The sequence below is a fragment of the Eupransor demetentiae genome (assembly GCF_963930865.1).
Taxonomy (GTDB): domain Bacteria; phylum Bacillota; class Bacilli; order Lactobacillales; family Lactobacillaceae; genus Eupransor; species Eupransor demetentiae.
The window spans coordinates 273493-292854 of record NZ_CAWVOH010000001.1 but is presented as its reverse complement, the minus strand read 5'-3'; the positions used below and the strand labels follow the sequence as shown (position 1 = coordinate 292854).

Sequence of the window (19362 nt, the reverse complement as noted above, 5' to 3'; positions counted from 1 at the left end):
TATGCAAGCTGTTAAAATCGCACCCGAAAAAATTCTTACTTTATTGCTAGGAAAAAATCCAAACATCACTGGTCTGGCCGACGGTACCTACCTACTGGTCGCCGACAAGAACCAGGGTAAACACCTGCCCAGCCAAATGGCCATGGCAATTGCCTATATAAGTGAAGCTGGAAGTACCCTGGTTTCCTTGGTCCATCCCTTTGCCCTTAATAACGACGAAGCGAATGGTCAAGTGTTTGAAGTTGATAGTAGCGCTATCCACCGAGAGCCCTATAACTGGTTTGGCCCCCAAGCCCTCGTCATCGAAAAAAAGCTGCAGGACTTTATCAAAGACTATGATGGTCCTCGAGATTCGAAGGGCGGCGTTCCACGCCACTATATCCCTGACGAAATTGCCGAACCGGTCATTTTATCGGACCAATACTGGCAAGCCTACCTTCCCTTCGTTAACGATCCGGATGGCGATTTTGCTGCCCAAGTGCAACCCATTTTTAAGCAATAAAAAGAGACCGTCATGACGGTTTTTTATTTTGCTATAAAAAAAGATTAACCAGAATAATCCGGTTAATCTTCCTAAACATTCGTAAGGGTAAAACGATGTCTTAGGCCAAGCCTGCGCCATCATTATACCAATTCATGATATTACGCCACATAGCTTCACTCCTCCTTTTACAAAATGTTTATACATTTATTCTATCTTAAAAAGAGTCATTTGTCACATTTTTGCAACAATTTAGTAACATACTGTAATTTTTACTCGTCGTGATTAAGCGTCGTTAAATTAACATGACGTGGACGCGCTCCGTCGGCTGGGCCAATATAACCGGCTGCTTCTAGGTCATCAATCAAACGGGCAGCACGGTTATAACCAATGCGGAAGCGACGCTGGAGCAAGGAAGTGGAGGCTTTTTGTTCCCCTACGACGAAAGCTAAAGCTTCATCAAAAAGTTCATCATCGCTTTGACCGTTCGAAGCCCCACTTTCGTCTTCTTGGATATCCGCGTCGGTAACCGTCATACTATCGGAGTATTCAGCCTCCTGCTCGTTCTTGACGAAGTTCACCACGTTTGTAACGTCCTGATTTGAAATAAAGGCCCCCTGTAAACGCTGCATCGGCTTTCCCGGTGGCGCAAAAATCATATCACCCCGGCCGAGCAATTTTTCAGCACCATTGGTGTCCAAAATTGTTCGAGAATCGATTCCAGATGCCGTACGGAAGGCAATCCGACCAGGAATGTTACTCTTAATCGTTCCATTGATAACCTTCACGTCAGGACGCTGCGTGGCCAAAATCATATGAATTCCAGCAGCACGTGCCTTCGCTCCCAAACGGGCAATCGAAACCTCGATTTCACTACCAACCGTGCTCATCAAGTCAGCAAATTCATCCACGATGGCCACAATGTAAGGCATTTTGTGCATAATCGGCTGCCCAGTTTCTTTGGCATGGGCATTTTGTTCATCCACTGCCTGATTATATTCGTTGATGTTTCGCTTACCAAACTGTGCTAGGAGCTTATAGCGGTCTTCCATTTCATCAACCAACTTTTGCAAGGACTTAGCGGCCTTACGAGGGTCGGAAACAACTGGTGAGAGCAGATGTGGAATTCCATTATAGATTGAAAGCTCGACCACCTTTGGGTCAACCATCATCAATTTAACTTCGTTGGGCTTAGCCTTCAACAAAAGCGAAATAATAATTCCGTTCAAACCAACTGACTTACCAGATCCAGTCGATCCAGCAATCAAAAGGTGGGGCATGCTAGCCAAATCCGCCATGACAATATTACCAGTAACATCACGACCAAGGGGAACCTTCAAAAGATGGTCATGATCCTTAGGCGCCTGCTCCATCATGTCACGGAAACCAACAACAGCTTGCGTGTCGTTAGGCACTTCAATACCGACAAAAGGTTTTCCAGGAATTGGCGCTTCAATACGAATCGACTTAGCCGCTAAGGCCAAAGCCAAATCATCCGCCAAGTTGGCAATCCGGTTAACTTTAACCCCCTGCCCTGGCTTTAACTCATACTGAGTAACGGTTGGTCCCAAGGAAACAGAGGTCACTTCGGCCTCGACACCAAAGGAAGCCAAAGTATCATGTACCAAACGAGACTTAGCAGACAAACTCTTATATTCGGCGCGCTGGTCGGTCGGCTTTGTCTTAGTCAGCAAGTCGGTGCTAGGAAGTTGATAATCATCTTGATTGTCCTCTCCCTTACTATCCTGAAATTCAAAGTCAGAAGACTTATCCTTAACTGGTGTGGCGGCTGCCTTAGCAACCGGCGCAGCTGGTTCTGGTTGGTTCCACTTAATTTCTGGTTCAATGGGTTCAGCCGGTTGGCTAACTTCCATAGGAACGGGTTGATCCGCTTCATTGGTTAATGGCGAATCCGAAACATCTGGTTCCTTCTTTTCTTCAGTATGGAGGCCCATCGGATCGTCACCGTAGTCCATCACCGACTTTTTGGCCCGGGCACGTTCTTCACGCCGTACTTTTTGTTCTTCGCGGAACTGGGTCAAGTCGTTTTGTGCCTTAACAACGCCCTGCTTAGCAATATCGCGAGCAGGAATGCGGAAAAGGGCAATAACGCCTGAAACGGAAGTCAAGATAATGATAATGACCACGCCAATGTTGGAAAGCAAGGTGTTCCCCGCCTGATAGAGCAGCGCCCCAATGATTCCACCACCCACCGTGGTACTTGCGGCTTGATTGACAAAGTCCTGTTTAATAATACGAATAACCTGGTTACTGTAACCCGGTTCTTGAAAATTATTTTGTGTAAAGAAAAAGAGTGACGAGGTTAAGAAGGCTGCAAAAAGAATCAAGCCAAGACCGACTTTAACATGAGTCGGAAGATTCAACTTTTTGCGCATAATCAAGTAAAAGGTGCCGTACAAAATCAACGGAATCAAAATCACTTGATACAAATCGCCAATGAAGAAACGCACGATATCAGCAAGATAAATGCCAACGATGCCGAGCTTGAAAACCGCAAAAATACCGGCAACAATGAGTGCCAGCAAGGTGAGACTCGAACTTGTATTATTATGCTTAGCCGAACGCCGCTTAGGCGCCGGCTTTTTTCTTGGCCGTCCTGCCATGGTTTTATCCCCTTTTATCACCTGAAATACTTATTTAATCTTAGCATAAAGGTGTTCAATCGATAATCTTTGCAACAAAAAAAGCCACAACTAACGTTGTCGCTTAATTAGTAGCCCGTGAGAGAATCGAACTCTCGATTCCGCCGTGAAAGGGCAGCGTCTTAGCCACTTGACCAACGGGCCATTGGTCGAATGTTGCTCGGTCTGTGACTCAAACAACAAATAATATTCTATCAAGGGCTAAGAGGCCTGTCAATCATTATTTTAGCTTATCCTGCTCGTAAGTGTGGATTCTTTCCAAACCAGCAAAATTCTGCTGACGCAACGCTTCAAAAAGAACAATTGCGACGGTGTTGGAAAGGTTTAAGGAACGAATATGGCTGTCATCTTGCGGAATCCGAATGGCTTTTTCAGGATTTTGGCGCATGAAGACTTCCGGCAATCCGGTGGTTTCCTTACCAAAAAGGAAATAGTGGTCCCCTTCGGCCTGGTAGTCCGGTTGCGAATAGTCTTGGTTAGCGAATTTGGAAACCAAGTAAAGATGATCCTTGTCTCCTAACGTTGCCAAAAAATCTGGCAAGGATTTATGCATGACCAAGTTAACGTGCTCCCAGTAATCGAGACCGGCCCGCTTAACGTGTTTGTCATCAATTTGAAAACCAAGTGGTTCAATCAAATGTAAAACAGCGTCCGTACCAGCCGTAGTACGCGCAATATTTCCAGTATTAGCTGGCATAACGGGTTCAAACAATACGATGTGATTAGTCATTTTTTTGTGCAACTTTCTCTTCTTTTTCAAACAAGTCCGAGTTCTGGCGCCACCACTGATAAAGGCGCGTGACCAAAACCTTGAGAACCGCATAACCCGGTACCGCCAAAATAATGCCAGCAACACCGAAAATGTGTCCGGCAGACAGCAAAACGACAATGACCGTCACAGGGTGGATGGACAAGGCATCCCCCAGAATCTTAGGCGTAATGACGTGGCCTTCCAGCGGCTGTTCGACACAGAGCACAATGATAACCAGCACCAAAAGCTTAGGACCACCAGTCAAAAGCGCAACCGCAAAGACCGGTACTTGAGCCAAAATCGACCCGATATAAGGAATCAAATTCAAGACCCCCGCCAAAATAGCGAGCAAAATGCCGTAAGGCAAGCCAATGATGGTATAGCCAATCGAGAACATAATCACAACGGCTAAAGCAACACCCAATTGACCGCGAATGTACTTAGCGATTTGCTGACTCATATCGCTAAGGAGTTGGCGAGTCGACTTTTGTGACTGAGTTGGCATTTTATCCGCAATAAAGTTAGGTAACTTGTGACCATCCAAAAGCATGTAATACAGCATAAAGAAGGATGAAATCAAAGTCACACCCAAGCCAGTCACGGTTGAGGCAAGGCTAGAAATGCCAGATACACCGGTTGAAATATTCTTCTTCCCCCACTCCAAAACGGATTGGTTCAAAGAATCGTTCGTTGAACTAAGCAACTGGCGAATATTGTCGTAGTCCTTCGCTGAAAAAGAATTATTGATAAAGGACTGCGTTCGTGACCAGTAGGTTGGCCAGTTGTGAATCATGGAAGTGACTTGCGTGCGAATCAAGTTGACGAGGACCAAAGCCACGGCAACCACAATGACCAAAAGCATGGCTAGCACCAAGCCCGCTGCCAAATTACGCTTTAATTTTGTGTGCTTTTCAAGCCAGGCGACTACCGGACTCAAGAGGTAGTAAAAAACTCCTGCCACGATAATTGGTGCCCCCACAGCGCCAAATAAAGCATTAACCGGGCCAAAAATGAAACGAACTTGCCAGAACAAAAAGATAATTAAAAGCACCAAAAGAATCGTTACCAAAGTTTTGATACTGTTAGAACCAGAGAACCAGCGTGCATACCAGCTATCATTTGTTTTTTTCAAAATTCTTTCCTCCGAAAGTTACGAATAGAATGTGAATCCATTTTAACATATGTCGACTATCTGGGCTGCTTGGCCTCTATGGTATAATGGGGTGTCATTACATTTGTAAAAGGAGTTCTAAAATCAATTATGACTATTCATAAATTACTTTTTGGTACCTACACAAAGCAAAGTTCAAAGGGAATCTACGAAGCTGAGTTAGATGCCGATCAAGGCAAGCTTGAAAATCTCGAGCTCGTTTATCCCCTCACCAACCCTACTTACTTAGCCATTTCAAAGGCTAACAAGGTCTACGCCGTGGAAAATCGTCACGGTCAAGCTGGTGTCGTTACCCTCGACAACAGCAAGCGCCCCATGGTCGAAATCGGTGCAGCCCTCTCTGAAGGAACTGCCCCAGCCTACATTGGTATCGACGAAGAGCGTCAAATGGTCTTTGCCGGTTACTATCACCGTGGAACGGTTGAAGTTTACAAGATTTCCTCAGACGGCAACCTTGAACTAACTGACCGTTGGGAAAACCATGGTTCTGGACCCCGTCCAGAACAGGATTCAGCCCACATTCACTACTGTAACTTAACGCCGGATAAGCGCCTTGTCGCCGTTGATTTGGGTGCTGATCAAGCCATCACTTTTGATATTAGCGATGCCGGTAAGTTGACTGAAGTTAGCCGCTACCAAGCTGATGCTGGCTTTGGCCCTCGTCACATCCGTTTTTCACCAAATGGCGAATATGCTTACCTACTTGGTGAATTATCGAGTCTACTTTCTGTTTTGAAGTATGACGGCGAAAGCGGATCATTTGAACACGTTATGACTGCTTCTACCATCCCTGCTGACTGGGAAGAACATAACGGTGCTGCCGCTATTCGAATTACTAAGGATGGTCGTTTCATTTATACTTCCAACCGTGGTCATGATTCAGTTTCCGTTTTCGAAACCTCAAACATGGGCGCTGAAATCGAATTGAAGCAAATTATTTCAACCGAAGGTTCCTTCCCTCGCGACATGAATTTGGATCCAAACGAAAAGTTCTTGGTGGTTGCAAACCAAAAGACCAACAACGTTTCCGTTTATTCGCGTGATGCCGACAGCGGCGAACTAACTTTGGTGCAAAAGGATTTTGAATTGCCTGAAGGCGTTCGTGTTGCCTTTGAAAATTAAGCATAAGAAAAAGCCCTCTAACGAGGGCTTTTTTATTTTGCATTTTAGCGTGCTGAGCGATGTTCGACAAAGCCCAAGAAACGTGAAATTGAGAAAGTCAAAACAAAGTAAATTAATGAGGTGATGACCAAGGGCATAAATGGTTCAAAGGATGCACCTTGTACGACACCGGTTTCGTACATCAACTCACCGACACCGATGACTGAGACAACGGACCCTTCCTTGATAACCGAAACAAATTCGTTTCCAAGAGCCGGTAGAATTGTGCGAACAGCCTGAGGCAAGATAACCAGGCGCATGGACTTAGCCCGGGTAAAGCCAAGAGAACGCGCGGCTTCCATCTGACCTTTATCGACCGAATCAATCCCTGAACGAATAATTTCCGCCACATAGGCCGCCGAATTCAAGCCCATGGCTAGGGCTCCGGAAGCGAAGGCCGAGAAGCTCAAACCAAGTGCTTGGGTTCCAAAGAAGACCATGAATGCTTGCACCAACAAAGGCGTTCCACGAACATATTCAACATAGATGTTACCCAAAGCCTTGATGACCCAGGTCGATGACAACTTCATCAGCGCCAGAATCGTTCCGAGGCTGACTCCGATGGCAACTCCAATGACGGCTAGTGCCAAGGTAATGCCTGTACCGGCAATAAAGTAGTGGCCATACTTTTGCCAGAAGTTCTGGTTCTGGTCCGCAAACATCGTCTTGTTAGCCTGCTTTTTCCAAGAGTCGAAATCACCGTTACTGGTAACTTTAGTAATCACCTGGTTAATTTCAGCCTTAAAGGCGGGCGCATTTTTGGGGAGAGCCACGGCTGAAGCACCCGTTGCATCGGTCGTGTAGGCCGGTTCAACGACCTTGAAATTCTTATTTTGTTCAGCGTAGGCATCTGCAATTGTCTTTTCGGCGACAACACCAGCAATAACACCCTGGCTAAGTTGCGAAATCAAGTTCGGATACTTTTGTAGGGCGACCACGTCCGTATTCGGAATCGTCTTGGCCACATCTTCCTGAATAGTCTGCGTCTGGGCCCCGATTTTCTTGCCAGAATAGTCAGAAAGTGACTTGCCGTACTTATCCTGGTTCTTTTTTAGAATCAGCATGACTTGGGGTGAACGCATGTAGACCTTGGAGAAATCAACTTCTTTTTCTCGTTCAGCATTGGCCGTCATACCAGAGGCAATCATATCGACCTTGCCGGTCTTCAAAGCACCCAGTAAGGCATCAAAGCCCATGTCTTGAACTTCTAACTTAACGCCCAACTTATCCGCAATTGCCTGGGCCAATGAAACATCGAAACCAACAATCTTGTCTTTGCCATCAACCTTGGCGTGGAATTCATAAGGAGCATAGTCGGCAGATAAGCCCACCACTAGCTTGCCCTTCTTTTGGATGCGGGACAAAACCGGATCTGTCTTATCAGCCGCCGACACGCTTGTCGAAAGTCCCATTAAGAGCGGGAAAATCAAAAGACTCGTTAAGAGCAAAACCACGGATTTATTAAACTTCGATATTTTCTGCATGCTGAATTCCTTAATTAAAGTTAACATCTCATTATAACGTGATTTTTAGGCCCTGTCATTAGGTTATACTTACCCAATAAAAAAATCCGCTTGCGCGGATTCCTGTTGTAGGTGCCTGTAGGCCATGTTTTGTTCCAGTGTAAATCAGGAGTCTACACCTTCAGTAATCATCTATCTAAGTTCGCTAAGCGAACCATACCGACCATCGTTTCAAATTCACTAGGTCAGCCGCCCCTACCAAAGTTTGGGTTGCCCACTTGTGGGGTTTACCTCGTCTCAGGTACTGGCTTTCACCAGCACATACGTTTCTATGGCACTTTCAGACCTATTCATGCATAGCAGAGCCTTAGCACTTTCAGCCGCCGTAACGATGCCGAAACACCGTTCCTGGGTTTATTTTTTATCCCAGCACAAACACTACATCCATCGCAGGATGTGTGAGCATGGACCTTCCTCACATAAGAAATATTATGCGCAATTACTCAGCACCTACAAATATTAATTAAATTGAATTAACCACGTTCGTGACCGAAAACGGCACGTTCAAGGTTGGCAACGCGCTTGATCAAATCCAAGTTCGTCACGTTGTTGCTCTCAGCAGATGCTGCAGGCGCAGTTTCTGAATCATCAACAACTGAAACCGGACCATCATGGCTAGGCTTTGCTGTTTCGCGAGCAGGCGTAACAGGAATCTGAGTGGCGTGCTGTTGGCCTTCGCCACCAGCTGCTAGTTCATCCTGAGCTGCCTTCAAAGCTGACTGCAACTTAGCAACTTCCTTCTGGAGTTGTTCGATACGGTCGTTGAAAACGCCGTAATCACTAATAACACCATCCAAAAAATCATCAACATCCTGAGGGTCGTATCCGACACCCATACGCTTTTGCTTAAAAACGCGTTCATAAATATCTTTTTGTGTGTACTTTACTTGAACCAAGATCAAAACTCCTTAAAGTTAACTAGATTTATCTTAACAGTTGAAAGAAATAAAGGCAACTTATAATTTTTGATTCTCCTCATAGTCCGTCGCAATCTCTTGCAAGTCGTCCATGGTGAGGTTTGTTAAGGGGTAAGGCCGTTCTTCTTGCCACTTCAAAATTTTTTGGTAATCATAATCGACTTTACCGGGGAAATCCGGATCGTAAAGCAGGAAGGCTCGGTCGGAGTGTTCCAGCATAAAGTCTTGGTAGGCCCTCAATTGGTAGGGGCCTTGATACTCTTGGTGATAAATTTGGTCATGAAAATCAGCACTGGCAATTAGGGAAGCAAGCTTTATTTGCTTGTCCTCTTTCCATTGGCTCCCAAATTTTTGGAAGGGCAAAATCACTCCCAGCCGCAGTTGATCATAGTCTTCCTTTAATTCATTCACCACTTCAATGGCCCATTGTTCGGTTCCGAGTTGACCACCGGTTAAAACCCAGTCCACTCCCTCTTCAATCGCCTGAGTGATGGATAATTTCAGCGCGTATTTAATGACAGTCAATTTAGGATCATTATCCTTAAAGATTCCCATTTCATAAGAACGGTAACCCGTTAACCACAATCGTGACATAAATCCCCCACTAGTAAAAAAATCCTGTCATCAAAGATAACAAGATTTTTCGATCCTTCCAAATTAGTTAAACAAATCATTAACCGTCTTTGGATTCAGGTTACTATGGCCGTTACTATTATTGCCGTTGTTAATACCTGAATTACTATTGTTGTTGTTATTATTGCCGTTGTTACCGTTGCCGTTTCCGCCACCAGCATTTCCAGCCCCATCAACGGATGAAGAAGATGATGAAGATTGCTCTTCATCGCGACGACTTGATGAAGTCGTCACTTCCGATGAAGTTGAGGATGAATCGTTTGAATAAGCCGAAACATCACTGCCACCTTCTTGTTCACCAGAACCAGGAATCGAGTAAACGCTTGGCAAACCACCATTGCTCCAATCCGCATCTTTGACCTTGTATTCAATAATCTTATTGCGAGTGGTTGATGAAACAGAATCTGGCTTTTCCCAGTCGCTGTTCTTGCGGTACTTCATGGCATAAGACATCACCTGCTTGTAATACTTAGCTGGCAAGTCCTGGTCTTCCCATGAAATATAGTGGTTCGGTTGGTTAGGCTGATCATAACCAGTCCAAACGGACAAAACATAAGAACGGGTATAACCGGTAAACCAAGCATCAGAAATGGCTTGATCGGGCATACCAGCACGCTCATCGTAGGCAACCAAACCAGATTTACCAGCCTGATGAATACCATCGATAGCAGCATCGGCAGCCGTTCCAGCATAACCAACAACACCCTTAAGCATGTCAGTCAACATGAAGGCAGTGCTCTCCTTCATGGCACGCTTACCATTGTTCTTGTTGTAGTGAGACGTTCCATCACCCGTCACAATCTTATTGACGTAGTTAGGTTCATAGTAAGTTCCACCGTTTGACAAAGCACCAAAGGCAGCAGCTTCTTGCTCTGAAGAAATTGGAATACCCAAGGCTGAAGCGCCTTCTGGACTAGTCGTCGTCGTAATGCCCAGATTCTTCAAGAACTGACCGGCCTTCTTAGGTCCGACAGCATCCAATGCCTTAATGGCCGGAATGTTTCGAGACAAAACGATCGCCGAACGCATCGTGATGTTTCCCATGAAGTCCTTATCCCAATCGTTAACCGAGATATCAGTACCAGGATACTTATACTTCTTATCTTGAACAGTACGGAAAGTAGGCCAATTCAAGTACTCGATTGCCGGACCGTAATCAACCAGTGGCTTAACGGAAGATCCACCAGAACGCATCGTCTGCGTGGCACGGTTAATACCAAAAGTTGACTTCAAATTACGACCACCCAATTGGGCAACGACAGCACCAGTATTTGGATTTGTCATCGTAGCACCAATTTGGACATCCTTGCTTGGGAAGGAAACGTTCGATGAATTATTGGCCTCATCGTATAGCTTCTTTTGCAACTTATAGTCCATGTTGGTATAAATTTGCAAACCACCACGGCTCGTGTCATAGCCCATACTCTTAGCTTGGGACAAAACAGAAGTAACGTAGCCATCAACCATGAGTCGCTTTTCGTTGGTTTCTTCAGCCTTCGAATCGATGTCTTGCAAACCGGCATCAACCGCCTGCTTTTCAGCATCATCGGCATCCTGTTGGCTAATGGCCCCGTAACGAACCATGGCCTGCAAAACTAGGTTACGACGGTTCGTGGCACTTTCCGTGTCCTTGGCGTATGGATCATAATTCGTTGGCGATTGTGGGATTCCAGCCAGAAGCGCTTGCTGCGCTAAGGTCAAATCCTTCAAAGGCTTATTGAAGTAGTATTCGGACGCCGTTTTCATCCCGTAAATTCCGTGGCCCATGTAAACCTTGTTGATGTAGAACTCCAAGATTTGATCTTTGGAATAGTTCTTTTCAACCTGGGTTGCCAACCACATTTCTTGGGTCTTACGCTTCAAAGTCTGATCCGCCGATGAAGTCGAGAAGACTGACAGCTTAACCAGCTGCTGAGTCAGAGTCGAACCACCCTGCATCCCCAAAGATGAACCGGTTAAGTTACTTACCAAAGCACCACCGATACGGATTGGGTCAACACCATGGTGCTTGTAGAAACGACGATCTTCGATTGATACGACCGCTTGCTTCAAACTATCTGGAATATCATCCGCTTTAGCATACTCACGGTTATGAGTCGCCATTGACCAAATAATATCGCCATTCTTGTCGTAAATACGGGTGGCGTTTTCAGCGGAAAGATTAGAACCTGTAATCTTTGGTGCCGTGGCGATGTAATAAGTCAGCATGGCTGAAAGGCACAAGAAAAGCGCCAAAGCAAAGAGACCAATCCAGCGCAAAGAACGGCCGAAAAAGCCCTTAGGCAATTGCTTGAATAAGTTATGAAAACCTGAGTTCTTCCCGCGTCCTGAACGCTTTTGAGAAGTTTCACTCATCTTATCTTGATTAGACATCAATATCTCCTACTAGCTTAATGGATATCAGCTAATAATAAATCTAAGGCCTTTAAATAGTCGAGACTAGGACTAAGGCTATCCGGTATTGCATATGAGTTCGCTACTAAATCCTGATACTTTATCGAACCATGACCATCGTGTGCTTGCCATGTCCGAATTAGCTTTGAGGCAGGATAAAGGTAACTTTCATCTAACACAGTAAACTTCACGATAACAAAACCAATCCCACCTTGCGATAAAACATCAGCAAGGTGCTTTACCTGATGGGCATGAAAGTTCTTCATGGGAAAGGATGTTTTGTTTTTGGTTTCTTTGGCATCGAAATCAATGTAACGTCCCTGGTAAACCCCGTTGTAATCAGTCGTGGAAGGCTGTTGAAAATAAGCTTCCGTAATCTTTGCGGCTGATCGTGCAGGATAATCCACACCGACAATGGTGACCGGCGTTGGCTTTTTATGGACAACAGCTAAATGATTCGCTAAGTAAAATTCATTAGCTTGATTAATTTCGCCTTCTAGGCCCATGCCTCGACGACCAAACGTTAAGCCTTTTAAACTCTTCTTTCCAGAAGATAAGGTATTCGCTGCTTGGCTGCGATGATGGACCCCCTTTGGATAATTAACCATCGGTTACTCCAAGTAATTCTAAAAATTGTGTTAAGAATATTCTACCATACATCTGCCAATTTCACCGCTACCTCTGCATAACTAGTCGCTTTTCTGGGTTAAGTAACAAAAAAACTCAGCATCAGCTGAGTAATTTGATTATTCCCATTCAACCGTTGCAGGTGGCTTAGCCGTAATGTCGTAGACGATGCGGTTCACATGATCCACTTCGTTTACAATTCGTGAGGAAACCTTTTGCAAGACTTCCCATGGCAAACGAGCAAAGTCGGCCGTCATGCCGTCAACAGAAGTAATGGCACGAACAGCAACCGTATACTCATACGTACGGTAGTCCCCCATTACGCCGACGGACTTATTGTTCGTCAAGACCGTGAAGTACTGCCAAACATCACCTTCAAGACCGGCCTTAGCGATTTCATCACGCAAAATCCAATCCGATTCACGAACGATCTCAAGCTTGTCTTCCGTAATGGCTCCCATGATTCGAATTCCCAAACCAGGACCGGGGAAGGGTTGACGCCAAACCATTTCGTGCGGCATGCCCAACTTCTTACCTAGTTCACGAACTTCATCCTTGAAGAGCGTGTTCAAAGGTTCAATCAAAGTGAAGTGCATTTCTTCAGGCAAACCACCCACGTTGTGGTGGGACTTGATTGTCTGAGCCGTTTCGGTACCTGATTCAATCACATCGGTGTACAAAGTACCCTGAGCTAAGAAATCAACATCCTTCAACTTAATCGCTTCATCATTGAAAACTTCAATAAATTCGTTTCCGATAATCTTACGCTTCTTTTCAGGGTCAGTCACATCGGCCAACTTTGAAAGGAAACGATTCTGGGCGTCAACTTTAATGATGTTCAGACCAAACTTGCCACCCAACATGTCCATTACTTGCTGGGCTTCATCCTTACGGAGCAAGCCATGATCAACAAAGATACAAGTCAATTGGTTACCAATTGCTTTTTGCAGCAAAACGCCGACCACAGAAGAGTCAACACCACCGGAAAGCCCGAGCAAAACCTTGCGGTCGCCGACTTCCTGACGAATCTTTTCGATTTGTTCATCAATGAAACCATCCATGGTCCAGTTGGCCTTGGCGCCGGCAATATTGATGACAAAGTTCTTCAAGATTTGCTTACCGTGTTCTGACAAAGTTGTTTCAGAGTGGAACTGCACCCCGTACAAACCAGCCTGATCATTGGCGATCACAGCGATGGGTGTCTTTTCGGAACCAGCGGCAACTTCAAAGCCTTCAGGCAACTTGGTCACGTTATCGGAGTGGGACATCAAGACAACTTGCTCGTCTGGCGTATCGGCCAAAAGCTTGCTGCCATTGCCACTTTTCTTGATAACCGTTTGGCCAAATTCCCCGTTTCCAGGGTTAGCTTCAACCTTACCGCCCAAGTCCTGGGCCATCAACTGCATCCCGTAGCAGACACCCAAAACAGGAATCCCCATTTTGAAAATTTCGGGGTCAATGGTAAAGGCATCGTCATCATAAACTGACTTTGGTCCACCAGATAAAATGATGGCCTTGGGGTTATAGGCCTTAATTTCGTCTAAAGTCATCTTGTTTGAACGGAGCTCAGAAAAGACACCCATTTCGCGAATGCGACGAGTAATCAATTGATTATACTGGCTACCATAGTCCAGAACTAAGACCTTATCGAGGGAATCGTTCTTCGTCATCATTAATCCTTTTCTTGTTCTACGTAGTTAGGAGCTTGCTTCGTAATCTGAACATCGTGTGGATGCGATTCACGCAAACCATTATCCGTAATCTGAACGAACTGAGCTTGTGCTTGCAAGGTTGCGATATCAGCAGACCCAGTGTAGCCCATCCCGGCACGTAAACCACCATCAATCTGGAAAATAGCGTCCTTAGGACTTTCATCACCAGAAAGGTAATCAGAAATCATGACCGCATCGGCGCCGGCAGCAATGGCCTTCACGACATCACCGGAGTAATGTATGCCACCACCTGCAATGACCGCCTTATCATAATCAGCAGCAACTTCCGCAATATCCATCGTCACCGTTAAGAATGGATAGTGATGGTCAGCAGGCCAGGCTGAATTTTGGCTTGGACCGGCAATAATGGTATCAATACCTGCTTCATAAAGTTGCTTAGCTTCCTTGGGGTCGTCAATCAAACCGACAACCAAGAGCGTCTTTTCGAACTTATGCTTTAATTCGGATAGTTGCTTAACAGCAGCATCGTCCAAAGCCTTGTTGAGGTAAACGAAGATGGCATCCGCTCCCGCATCAACCAATGTGTTCATTCGTTCGGCAACTCCATCGGTCAACCAAACTTCAGTACCAACCTTTAATTGACCAGCGTCATCGAGAAGTGCTTTTTCACTTTCTTCGATGTTAACCGCGTGGTTCTTGACCTTCTTGATTTCAGCAACTTGGTCATCCAAGTCCTTTTCAGCAGCGATAACACCCAAACCACCGGCTAGCGCCATTGGAATAGCGTAATCATTTGATTCAGAACCCATGGCGTTGGCCACCAATGGTTCTTTCAACTTGAAAGTCCCTAAATGACTGCTAAGTGAAACAGTATGTGGTAGGACGCTTGAGGCTGCGGGGACCAACAAAGTTTGATCGTAACCTAGCCCCTGCTTACTTGCTTGATTCGTCATAATTTCTCCCTAATATCAGCTGCAAATTAAAGTGATGCTTGGTAGTCGTGCACCTTTGTGTTCAAACGCAAATCATTTTGGCTAATCAAAGTTTCAATGTTCTTGGCACCAAGCTCCGCCATCGTGCCAGTCAAGTATTCCATAACCGGTTCCAAAACTTCTTCCAAGGTACCCTTATAGACAACGCGGGCTTCAATTCCTTCCGGCACCATCTTGTTGGCTTCCTTCACTTCACCTTGGAAGTAACGGTCCTTAGAACCGTTTTCCATCGCCGCGATTGAACCCATACCACGGTAGAACTTAAACTTCTTACCATTTTCTTCGAAGACATCACCAGGCGTTTCAGCAGTTCCAGAGAACATAGAACCCAGCATAACGGCGTTGCCACCCATAGCCAAGGCCTTCAAAATGTCTTCGGCGGTCTTAGCACCACCATCAGCAATGATGCTCTTATCGCGCTTCTTCGCTTCCACAGCAGCATCGCGAATGGCAGAGAGTTGTGGGACACCGATTCCAGCAACCACACGAGTGGTACAGATTGAACCAGGACCGATTCCAATCTTTACCACGTCGGCACCAGCGTCGTAGAGCGCTGCGGCACCTGATTCAGTTGCGATGTTACCCGCAATAATATTGAGCTTTGGAAAGGCCTGACGAACTTCGGATACCTTTCGCAAAACCCCTTCTGAATGTCCGTGAGCTGAATCCAAAACAATGGCATCGGCACCGGCGTCGGCAAGGGCCTGAACACGCTTCAAGGTATCATTGGTTACTCCAACAGCACCCGCAACAAGTAAACGACCTTCGGCATCAATAGCAGCCTTGGGATAGGCCTTTTCATCGAAGTGGTATTCCTTTACTCGCGCGATTTCATTTGCCTGATCAGCAATCGTCATGTTCTTGTGCACAACGCCTAAACCACCAAATTGTGCCAAAGCAATCGCGAAATCAGATTCCGTAACAGTATCCATGGCTGCTGATAGCAAGGGAATATTAAGCTTCAAAGTTGGCGTCAACTGGGTGGCAACGCTAACTTGATCAAGTGCGATGGCCTGATCGTGCCCTTCAATCTTCATATCTTCAAAGGTCAAACCCATCGGAACAAATTTATTCTTCTTGCTAAACTTTGCCATTATGTCTCCTTTTTTACTGATATCGCTTGGCCCATTTTTAAACAAAAAAGCACTTGCAGGAAAAAACAGATCCACAAATGCTTGTACGTCAAAAAGTCTTACAGCATTCACGGATAGTCACGACGTTGGGTGCGTGGTAGAAACTGCTGGCCATTTTCCAGCGATATATCTGCAAATATTTTCAGTTATTGACTACTACTTTACTGCCTTTTATGAGAAAAAGCAAGCTGAGAAAATCGCCCGAAATGGCGACTTTAACCCCTCTTGCTCCCTTTTTAAAAAAGCTAAATTTCTATCAAAAATTATTGATTTGATTGGTTGTCCTGTTGCTCTTGAATTTGCTGCAATTGATCTTCCAATTGCTTTTCAGCTTCGACTTGAGCATCAATTGTCGCAGGCTTAGGCGACATCGATTTACGCATCTGGAGTTGGCGGTCAGCATCAAGGAATTCCCCGGCAACCGAAACCGTGCTAACAAAGTTAATAAAGGCCTTCGGATCGATATGACGAACGGTTTCTTGCATTTCAAACAATTCGTAACGGGAAATGACCATCATCAAAGTTTGCGAGTCACGCTTCGTATAGGCCCCCTGAGATGGCAAAATCGTAATCCCACGGATAAAGTCGCGATGTAGGGCATCGACGACCTCTTGGCCTTTGGTGGTAACAATTAAGGCCGTTACCTTCTGGTAACCAGTATAGATTGTATCCACCACCCGGCCGTTGGCGTAAATTCCAATCAAGGTGTAAAGCGCATTTTGCCAGCCGATGAAGGAACCAGCGATTAAGACGATGACAAAGTTAACGGCGTTCATGAAGACCCCGATAGACTTCCCAGTTCGCTTTTGGACTACCATGGCAATGATGTCCAGGCCACCCGTTGAAAAACCATAACGGAGAGCTAGTCCAACTGAAGTTCCCACCAACACACTACCAAAGAGCGAAGCTAGCAAAGGCTGAGTGGTAAAAGGTCCAACGGGCACAACGATTAAGGCTACTGAAACGGCCACAGAGTTCAGGAAGGACAAAAGCGTAAACTTACCCCCGATCAAGCGCCAACCGATAATTCCGATTGGAATGTTAAGAACCAGAATGAATACACCGGTATCAATGCTTGTATGCAAAAAGCGCACGCCAAAAATCGAAAGTAACTGGGCAACCCCGTTAATCCCGACTGAGAAAATATCATTTGGAATCAGGAAAAAATTCAGTCCAACTACTTGCAATGTCACACTGACAAAGAAGAATAGCACGGTTAGACCAATTTTACGTAGTGAAGATTTCTTTCCCATGTTAAAACCCCGTTTTCAAGAATGTCTAGTCCCAAGGACATTAGTCCCATGGTAACACAGACTGAACGGGGTTTTGTGAACTTATTTGTGTTCAGGTCGTAAAAATTTTGGTAGGCGTTGCAGATAAGATCCCAGGATTTTATCGGCTAGGCCAAAGTAAGAATAGAGTGGTAGCAAAACAATGCCACCTACACCCACAGCCAAAATAGTTTCGACGGTGTTGGCCACCTTACCACTACCCGGTAGCAAGACGTTTAGGACCGCCAAGAAAAGGTAGACAACAATGGCCATAATGGCTGAAGCGAAGAAGGCGCCACCAACATCAGAAGCAACCGTCGTTAGGCCAACCTGATAGTGTTCCTCCGAGTACTTCAACATGTAGTAAACGGAGTAGCCCATTCCAATGGCAGAGGCCAACAAAGCCCCCATTCCTTGAAGGGTGTATACCAGCGGCAACTGCAGAACGATTTTAATCAGGAGGCCGTAAGTAAAGGACTTCAGTACGATTTTAGTATCCGACAGGGACTGCAAAATCATCGCCAAGAGCATAAAGAGCGAAAAGACAATTGTCAGCATCGTTGAGAACTGAAGCAGGTAAATTCCTTCCTGGGTCGTTGAATCGATTGGATAAAACATCTTGTACAACGGTGTTGAAATCGCAAACATCCCCAGTGCAGCCGGCAAAAGGACCAGCATGGTTAAGGAAAGAACTTGTTTTAGCTGCTTGTTAACTGCCTCCATGTCGCCCTTCCCTCGTGCTCCCGCCAAAATTGGCAAAGCCGAAGCCGCAATACTCGTGGCAAATGAAATCACGATCATCACGAGTTTGTTCGGGTTGGCCGAAAAAAGCGCAAATTGAACCTGCAAATCATCCTTTGAGATATCAAAGAAGTGGCGCATGATGTTAAAGAAACTGTACTGATCGACAAAGAGGAAGAGATTGGTTGCTGAGCCAATGATGACAAAGGGCCAAGACTCTTTCAAAATATGAACCACGAGCTCCATGGCCTTATTGGGTTCGCCCCTTGGCGTTGCGGGTGGCATAATTTGGTCTTTGTACTTGATCCAGCCCCAGGCCAAAATTCCCATCGAGAAGAGTGCACCAATGAAGGCGGCAAAGGTTGCTTGAACCACCGCCCCAACCCAGTTCGTTGGGTCTAATTTCAAAACAACCAGCGTGGCTAGCAAAAGATAAATGATGCGCGCAATTTGTTCAACAATGTCAGAAATCGCCGAAATGTGCATCAGTTGATGCCCCTGGAAAATCCCACGCAGCATGGACATCAAGGGAAAGACTAAGACCGCCCAGGCCAAGGAGTGCAAAACTGGCACCACGTTATCATTTTGATTCGAAAGAGCCGGCGCACCAATGTATAGAATCGCCGCGAAAACAACACCCAATACCACTCCCACCATGAGAGACTGTTTCGTCAAGGAACGAATGTCGTCATTTTTATGTTGGGCAATCAATTTCCCAACGACCTTGGCAATTGCCGATGGAAAACCAAAGGTCGCAATGGCCAGCATAATGCCATAAATGTTGTAACCCTGCGAGAAAAGTGAGTTCGATTTATTGGCATACTCCCCCAGCATCAAGAGCCAAGGGAGAATAAAGACGGCACCCAGCAAACGCGAAATAATATTTCCAGCAGATAACCAGGCTGATCCTCGTACCAAAGCACGACTGTCTGAGTCACTTTGGTTAATGGTTGCGGCATCCGTCGGCGTGGCGAGATTTTGGTCCAAAGCTTTATCTAACAGTTCCGGACTGGAGTCAACGGTCGTGGGCGCAGGTGTTTCAACATGTTTTCGGCTAGGCCGACGGCTGGCCCGTTTTTTGTAGTGCTGCTGGCCTTCACTAGGACTAACGTTTAAATCCAACTTTGACAGCAGTTCATCGGCTGTTAAATACTGGCCATCAACTTCCGTGCGATCAACTTGAATATCATCGTTTGCATGCTGTGCTCCGGGCTGCTTATCTTGCGACATT

15 protein-coding genes, 1 tRNA gene, 1 other RNA gene and 1 riboswitch are annotated in these 19362 nt (G+C 45.7%); of the genes, 2 read left to right on the top strand and 15 right to left on the bottom strand.

Annotated elements, in window-relative coordinates:
• The first annotated feature begins 1 nt into the window (after position 1).
• On the top strand, positions 2–502 hold the full coding sequence (locus ABSY64_RS01470) for a hypothetical protein (RefSeq protein WP_349641287.1): 501 nt from the start codon (positions 2–4) through the stop codon (positions 500–502).
• A 251-nt stretch (positions 503–753) separates the two neighbouring features.
• Here the strand turns inward: ABSY64_RS01470 and ABSY64_RS01465 are convergent, their stop codons facing one another.
• From ABSY64_RS01465 to ABSY64_RS01450, 4 genes are all read right to left on the bottom strand, one after another.
• On the bottom strand, positions 754–3105 hold the full coding sequence (locus tag ABSY64_RS01465) for an FtsK/SpoIIIE family DNA translocase (RefSeq protein WP_349641286.1): 2352 nt from the start codon (positions 3103–3105) through the stop codon (positions 754–756).
• A gap of 111 nt (positions 3106–3216) precedes the next feature.
• Positions 3217–3288 (bottom strand) — tRNA-Glu (locus ABSY64_RS01460).
• 76 nt (positions 3289–3364) lie between these two features.
• On the bottom strand, positions 3365–3874 hold the full coding sequence (locus ABSY64_RS01455) for a tRNA (cytidine(34)-2'-O)-methyltransferase (RefSeq protein ID WP_349641285.1): 510 nt from the start codon (positions 3872–3874) through the stop codon (positions 3365–3367).
• Positions 3867–5030 carry an AI-2E family transporter gene (locus ABSY64_RS01450; RefSeq protein WP_349641835.1) on the bottom strand — a complete coding sequence of 388 codons (1164 nt, stop codon included), beginning with the start codon at positions 5028–5030 and terminating at the stop codon, positions 3867–3869. The genes ABSY64_RS01455 and ABSY64_RS01450 overlap by 8 nt, the downstream gene beginning before the upstream one ends.
• Positions 5031–5156: 126 nt before the next feature.
• Here ABSY64_RS01450 and ABSY64_RS01445 point away from each other — a divergent pair, with 126 nt between their 5' ends.
• Entirely contained in the window at positions 5157–6188 is a 1032-nt protein-coding gene (locus tag ABSY64_RS01445) for a lactonase family protein (protein ID WP_349641284.1), read from the top strand.
• A 44-nt stretch (positions 6189–6232) separates the two neighbouring features.
• Here ABSY64_RS01445 and ABSY64_RS01440 read toward each other — a convergent pair whose 3' ends face one another.
• From ABSY64_RS01440 to ABSY64_RS01390, 11 genes are all read right to left on the bottom strand, one after another.
• Positions 6233–7711 (bottom strand): ABC transporter substrate-binding protein/permease, encoded by a 1479-nt coding sequence (locus ABSY64_RS01440; protein WP_349641283.1) that lies wholly within the window; start codon positions 7709–7711, stop codon positions 6233–6235.
• Between the two features lie 113 nt (positions 7712–7824).
• Positions 7825–8201: RNase P RNA component class B (rnpB, locus tag ABSY64_RS01435), an RNA gene on the bottom strand.
• A gap of 22 nt (positions 8202–8223) precedes the next feature.
• Positions 8224–8646, bottom strand: coding sequence for a DivIVA domain-containing protein (locus ABSY64_RS01430; RefSeq protein ID WP_349641282.1), 423 nt, complete (start codon positions 8644–8646; stop codon positions 8224–8226).
• Positions 8647–8706: 60 nt separating this feature from the next.
• Positions 8707–9261, bottom strand: a complete 555-nt coding sequence (locus ABSY64_RS01425) for an SLOG family protein (RefSeq protein WP_349641281.1) — start codon at positions 9259–9261, stop codon at positions 8707–8709.
• 63 nt (positions 9262–9324) lie between these two features.
• Positions 9325–11673 (bottom strand): PBP1A family penicillin-binding protein, encoded by a 2349-nt coding sequence (locus ABSY64_RS01420; RefSeq protein ID WP_491536880.1) that lies wholly within the window; start codon positions 11671–11673, stop codon positions 9325–9327.
• A 17-nt stretch (positions 11674–11690) separates the two neighbouring features.
• Positions 11691–12302, bottom strand: coding sequence for a Holliday junction resolvase RecU (gene recU, locus ABSY64_RS01415; protein ID WP_349641280.1), 612 nt, complete (start codon positions 12300–12302; stop codon positions 11691–11693).
• A 138-nt stretch (positions 12303–12440) separates the two neighbouring features.
• The gene (guaA, locus tag ABSY64_RS01410) at positions 12441–13994 is read right to left on the bottom strand and encodes a glutamine-hydrolyzing GMP synthase (protein WP_434063048.1); all 1554 of its coding nucleotides are present in this window, start codon (positions 13992–13994) and stop codon (positions 12441–12443) included.
• The gene (locus ABSY64_RS01405) at positions 13994–14947 is read right to left on the bottom strand and encodes an IMP dehydrogenase (protein ID WP_349641279.1); all 954 of its coding nucleotides are present in this window, start codon (positions 14945–14947) and stop codon (positions 13994–13996) included. The genes guaA and ABSY64_RS01405 overlap by 1 nt, the downstream gene beginning before the upstream one ends.
• A gap of 26 nt (positions 14948–14973) precedes the next feature.
• On the bottom strand, positions 14974–16080 hold the full coding sequence (guaB, locus tag ABSY64_RS01400) for an IMP dehydrogenase (protein WP_349641278.1): 1107 nt from the start codon (positions 16078–16080) through the stop codon (positions 14974–14976).
• 94 nt (positions 16081–16174) lie between these two features.
• Positions 16175–16271, bottom strand: a riboswitch (purine riboswitch).
• Positions 16272–16382: 111 nt separating this feature from the next.
• Positions 16383–17372, bottom strand: coding sequence for a YitT family protein (locus ABSY64_RS01395; RefSeq protein ID WP_349641277.1), 990 nt, complete (start codon positions 17370–17372; stop codon positions 16383–16385).
• A gap of 81 nt (positions 17373–17453) precedes the next feature.
• A complete protein-coding gene (locus tag ABSY64_RS01390; protein WP_349641276.1) occupies positions 17454–19361 on the bottom strand; it encodes a putative polysaccharide biosynthesis protein in 1908 nt (635 codons plus the stop codon).
• Position 19362: the final 1 nt, after the last annotated feature.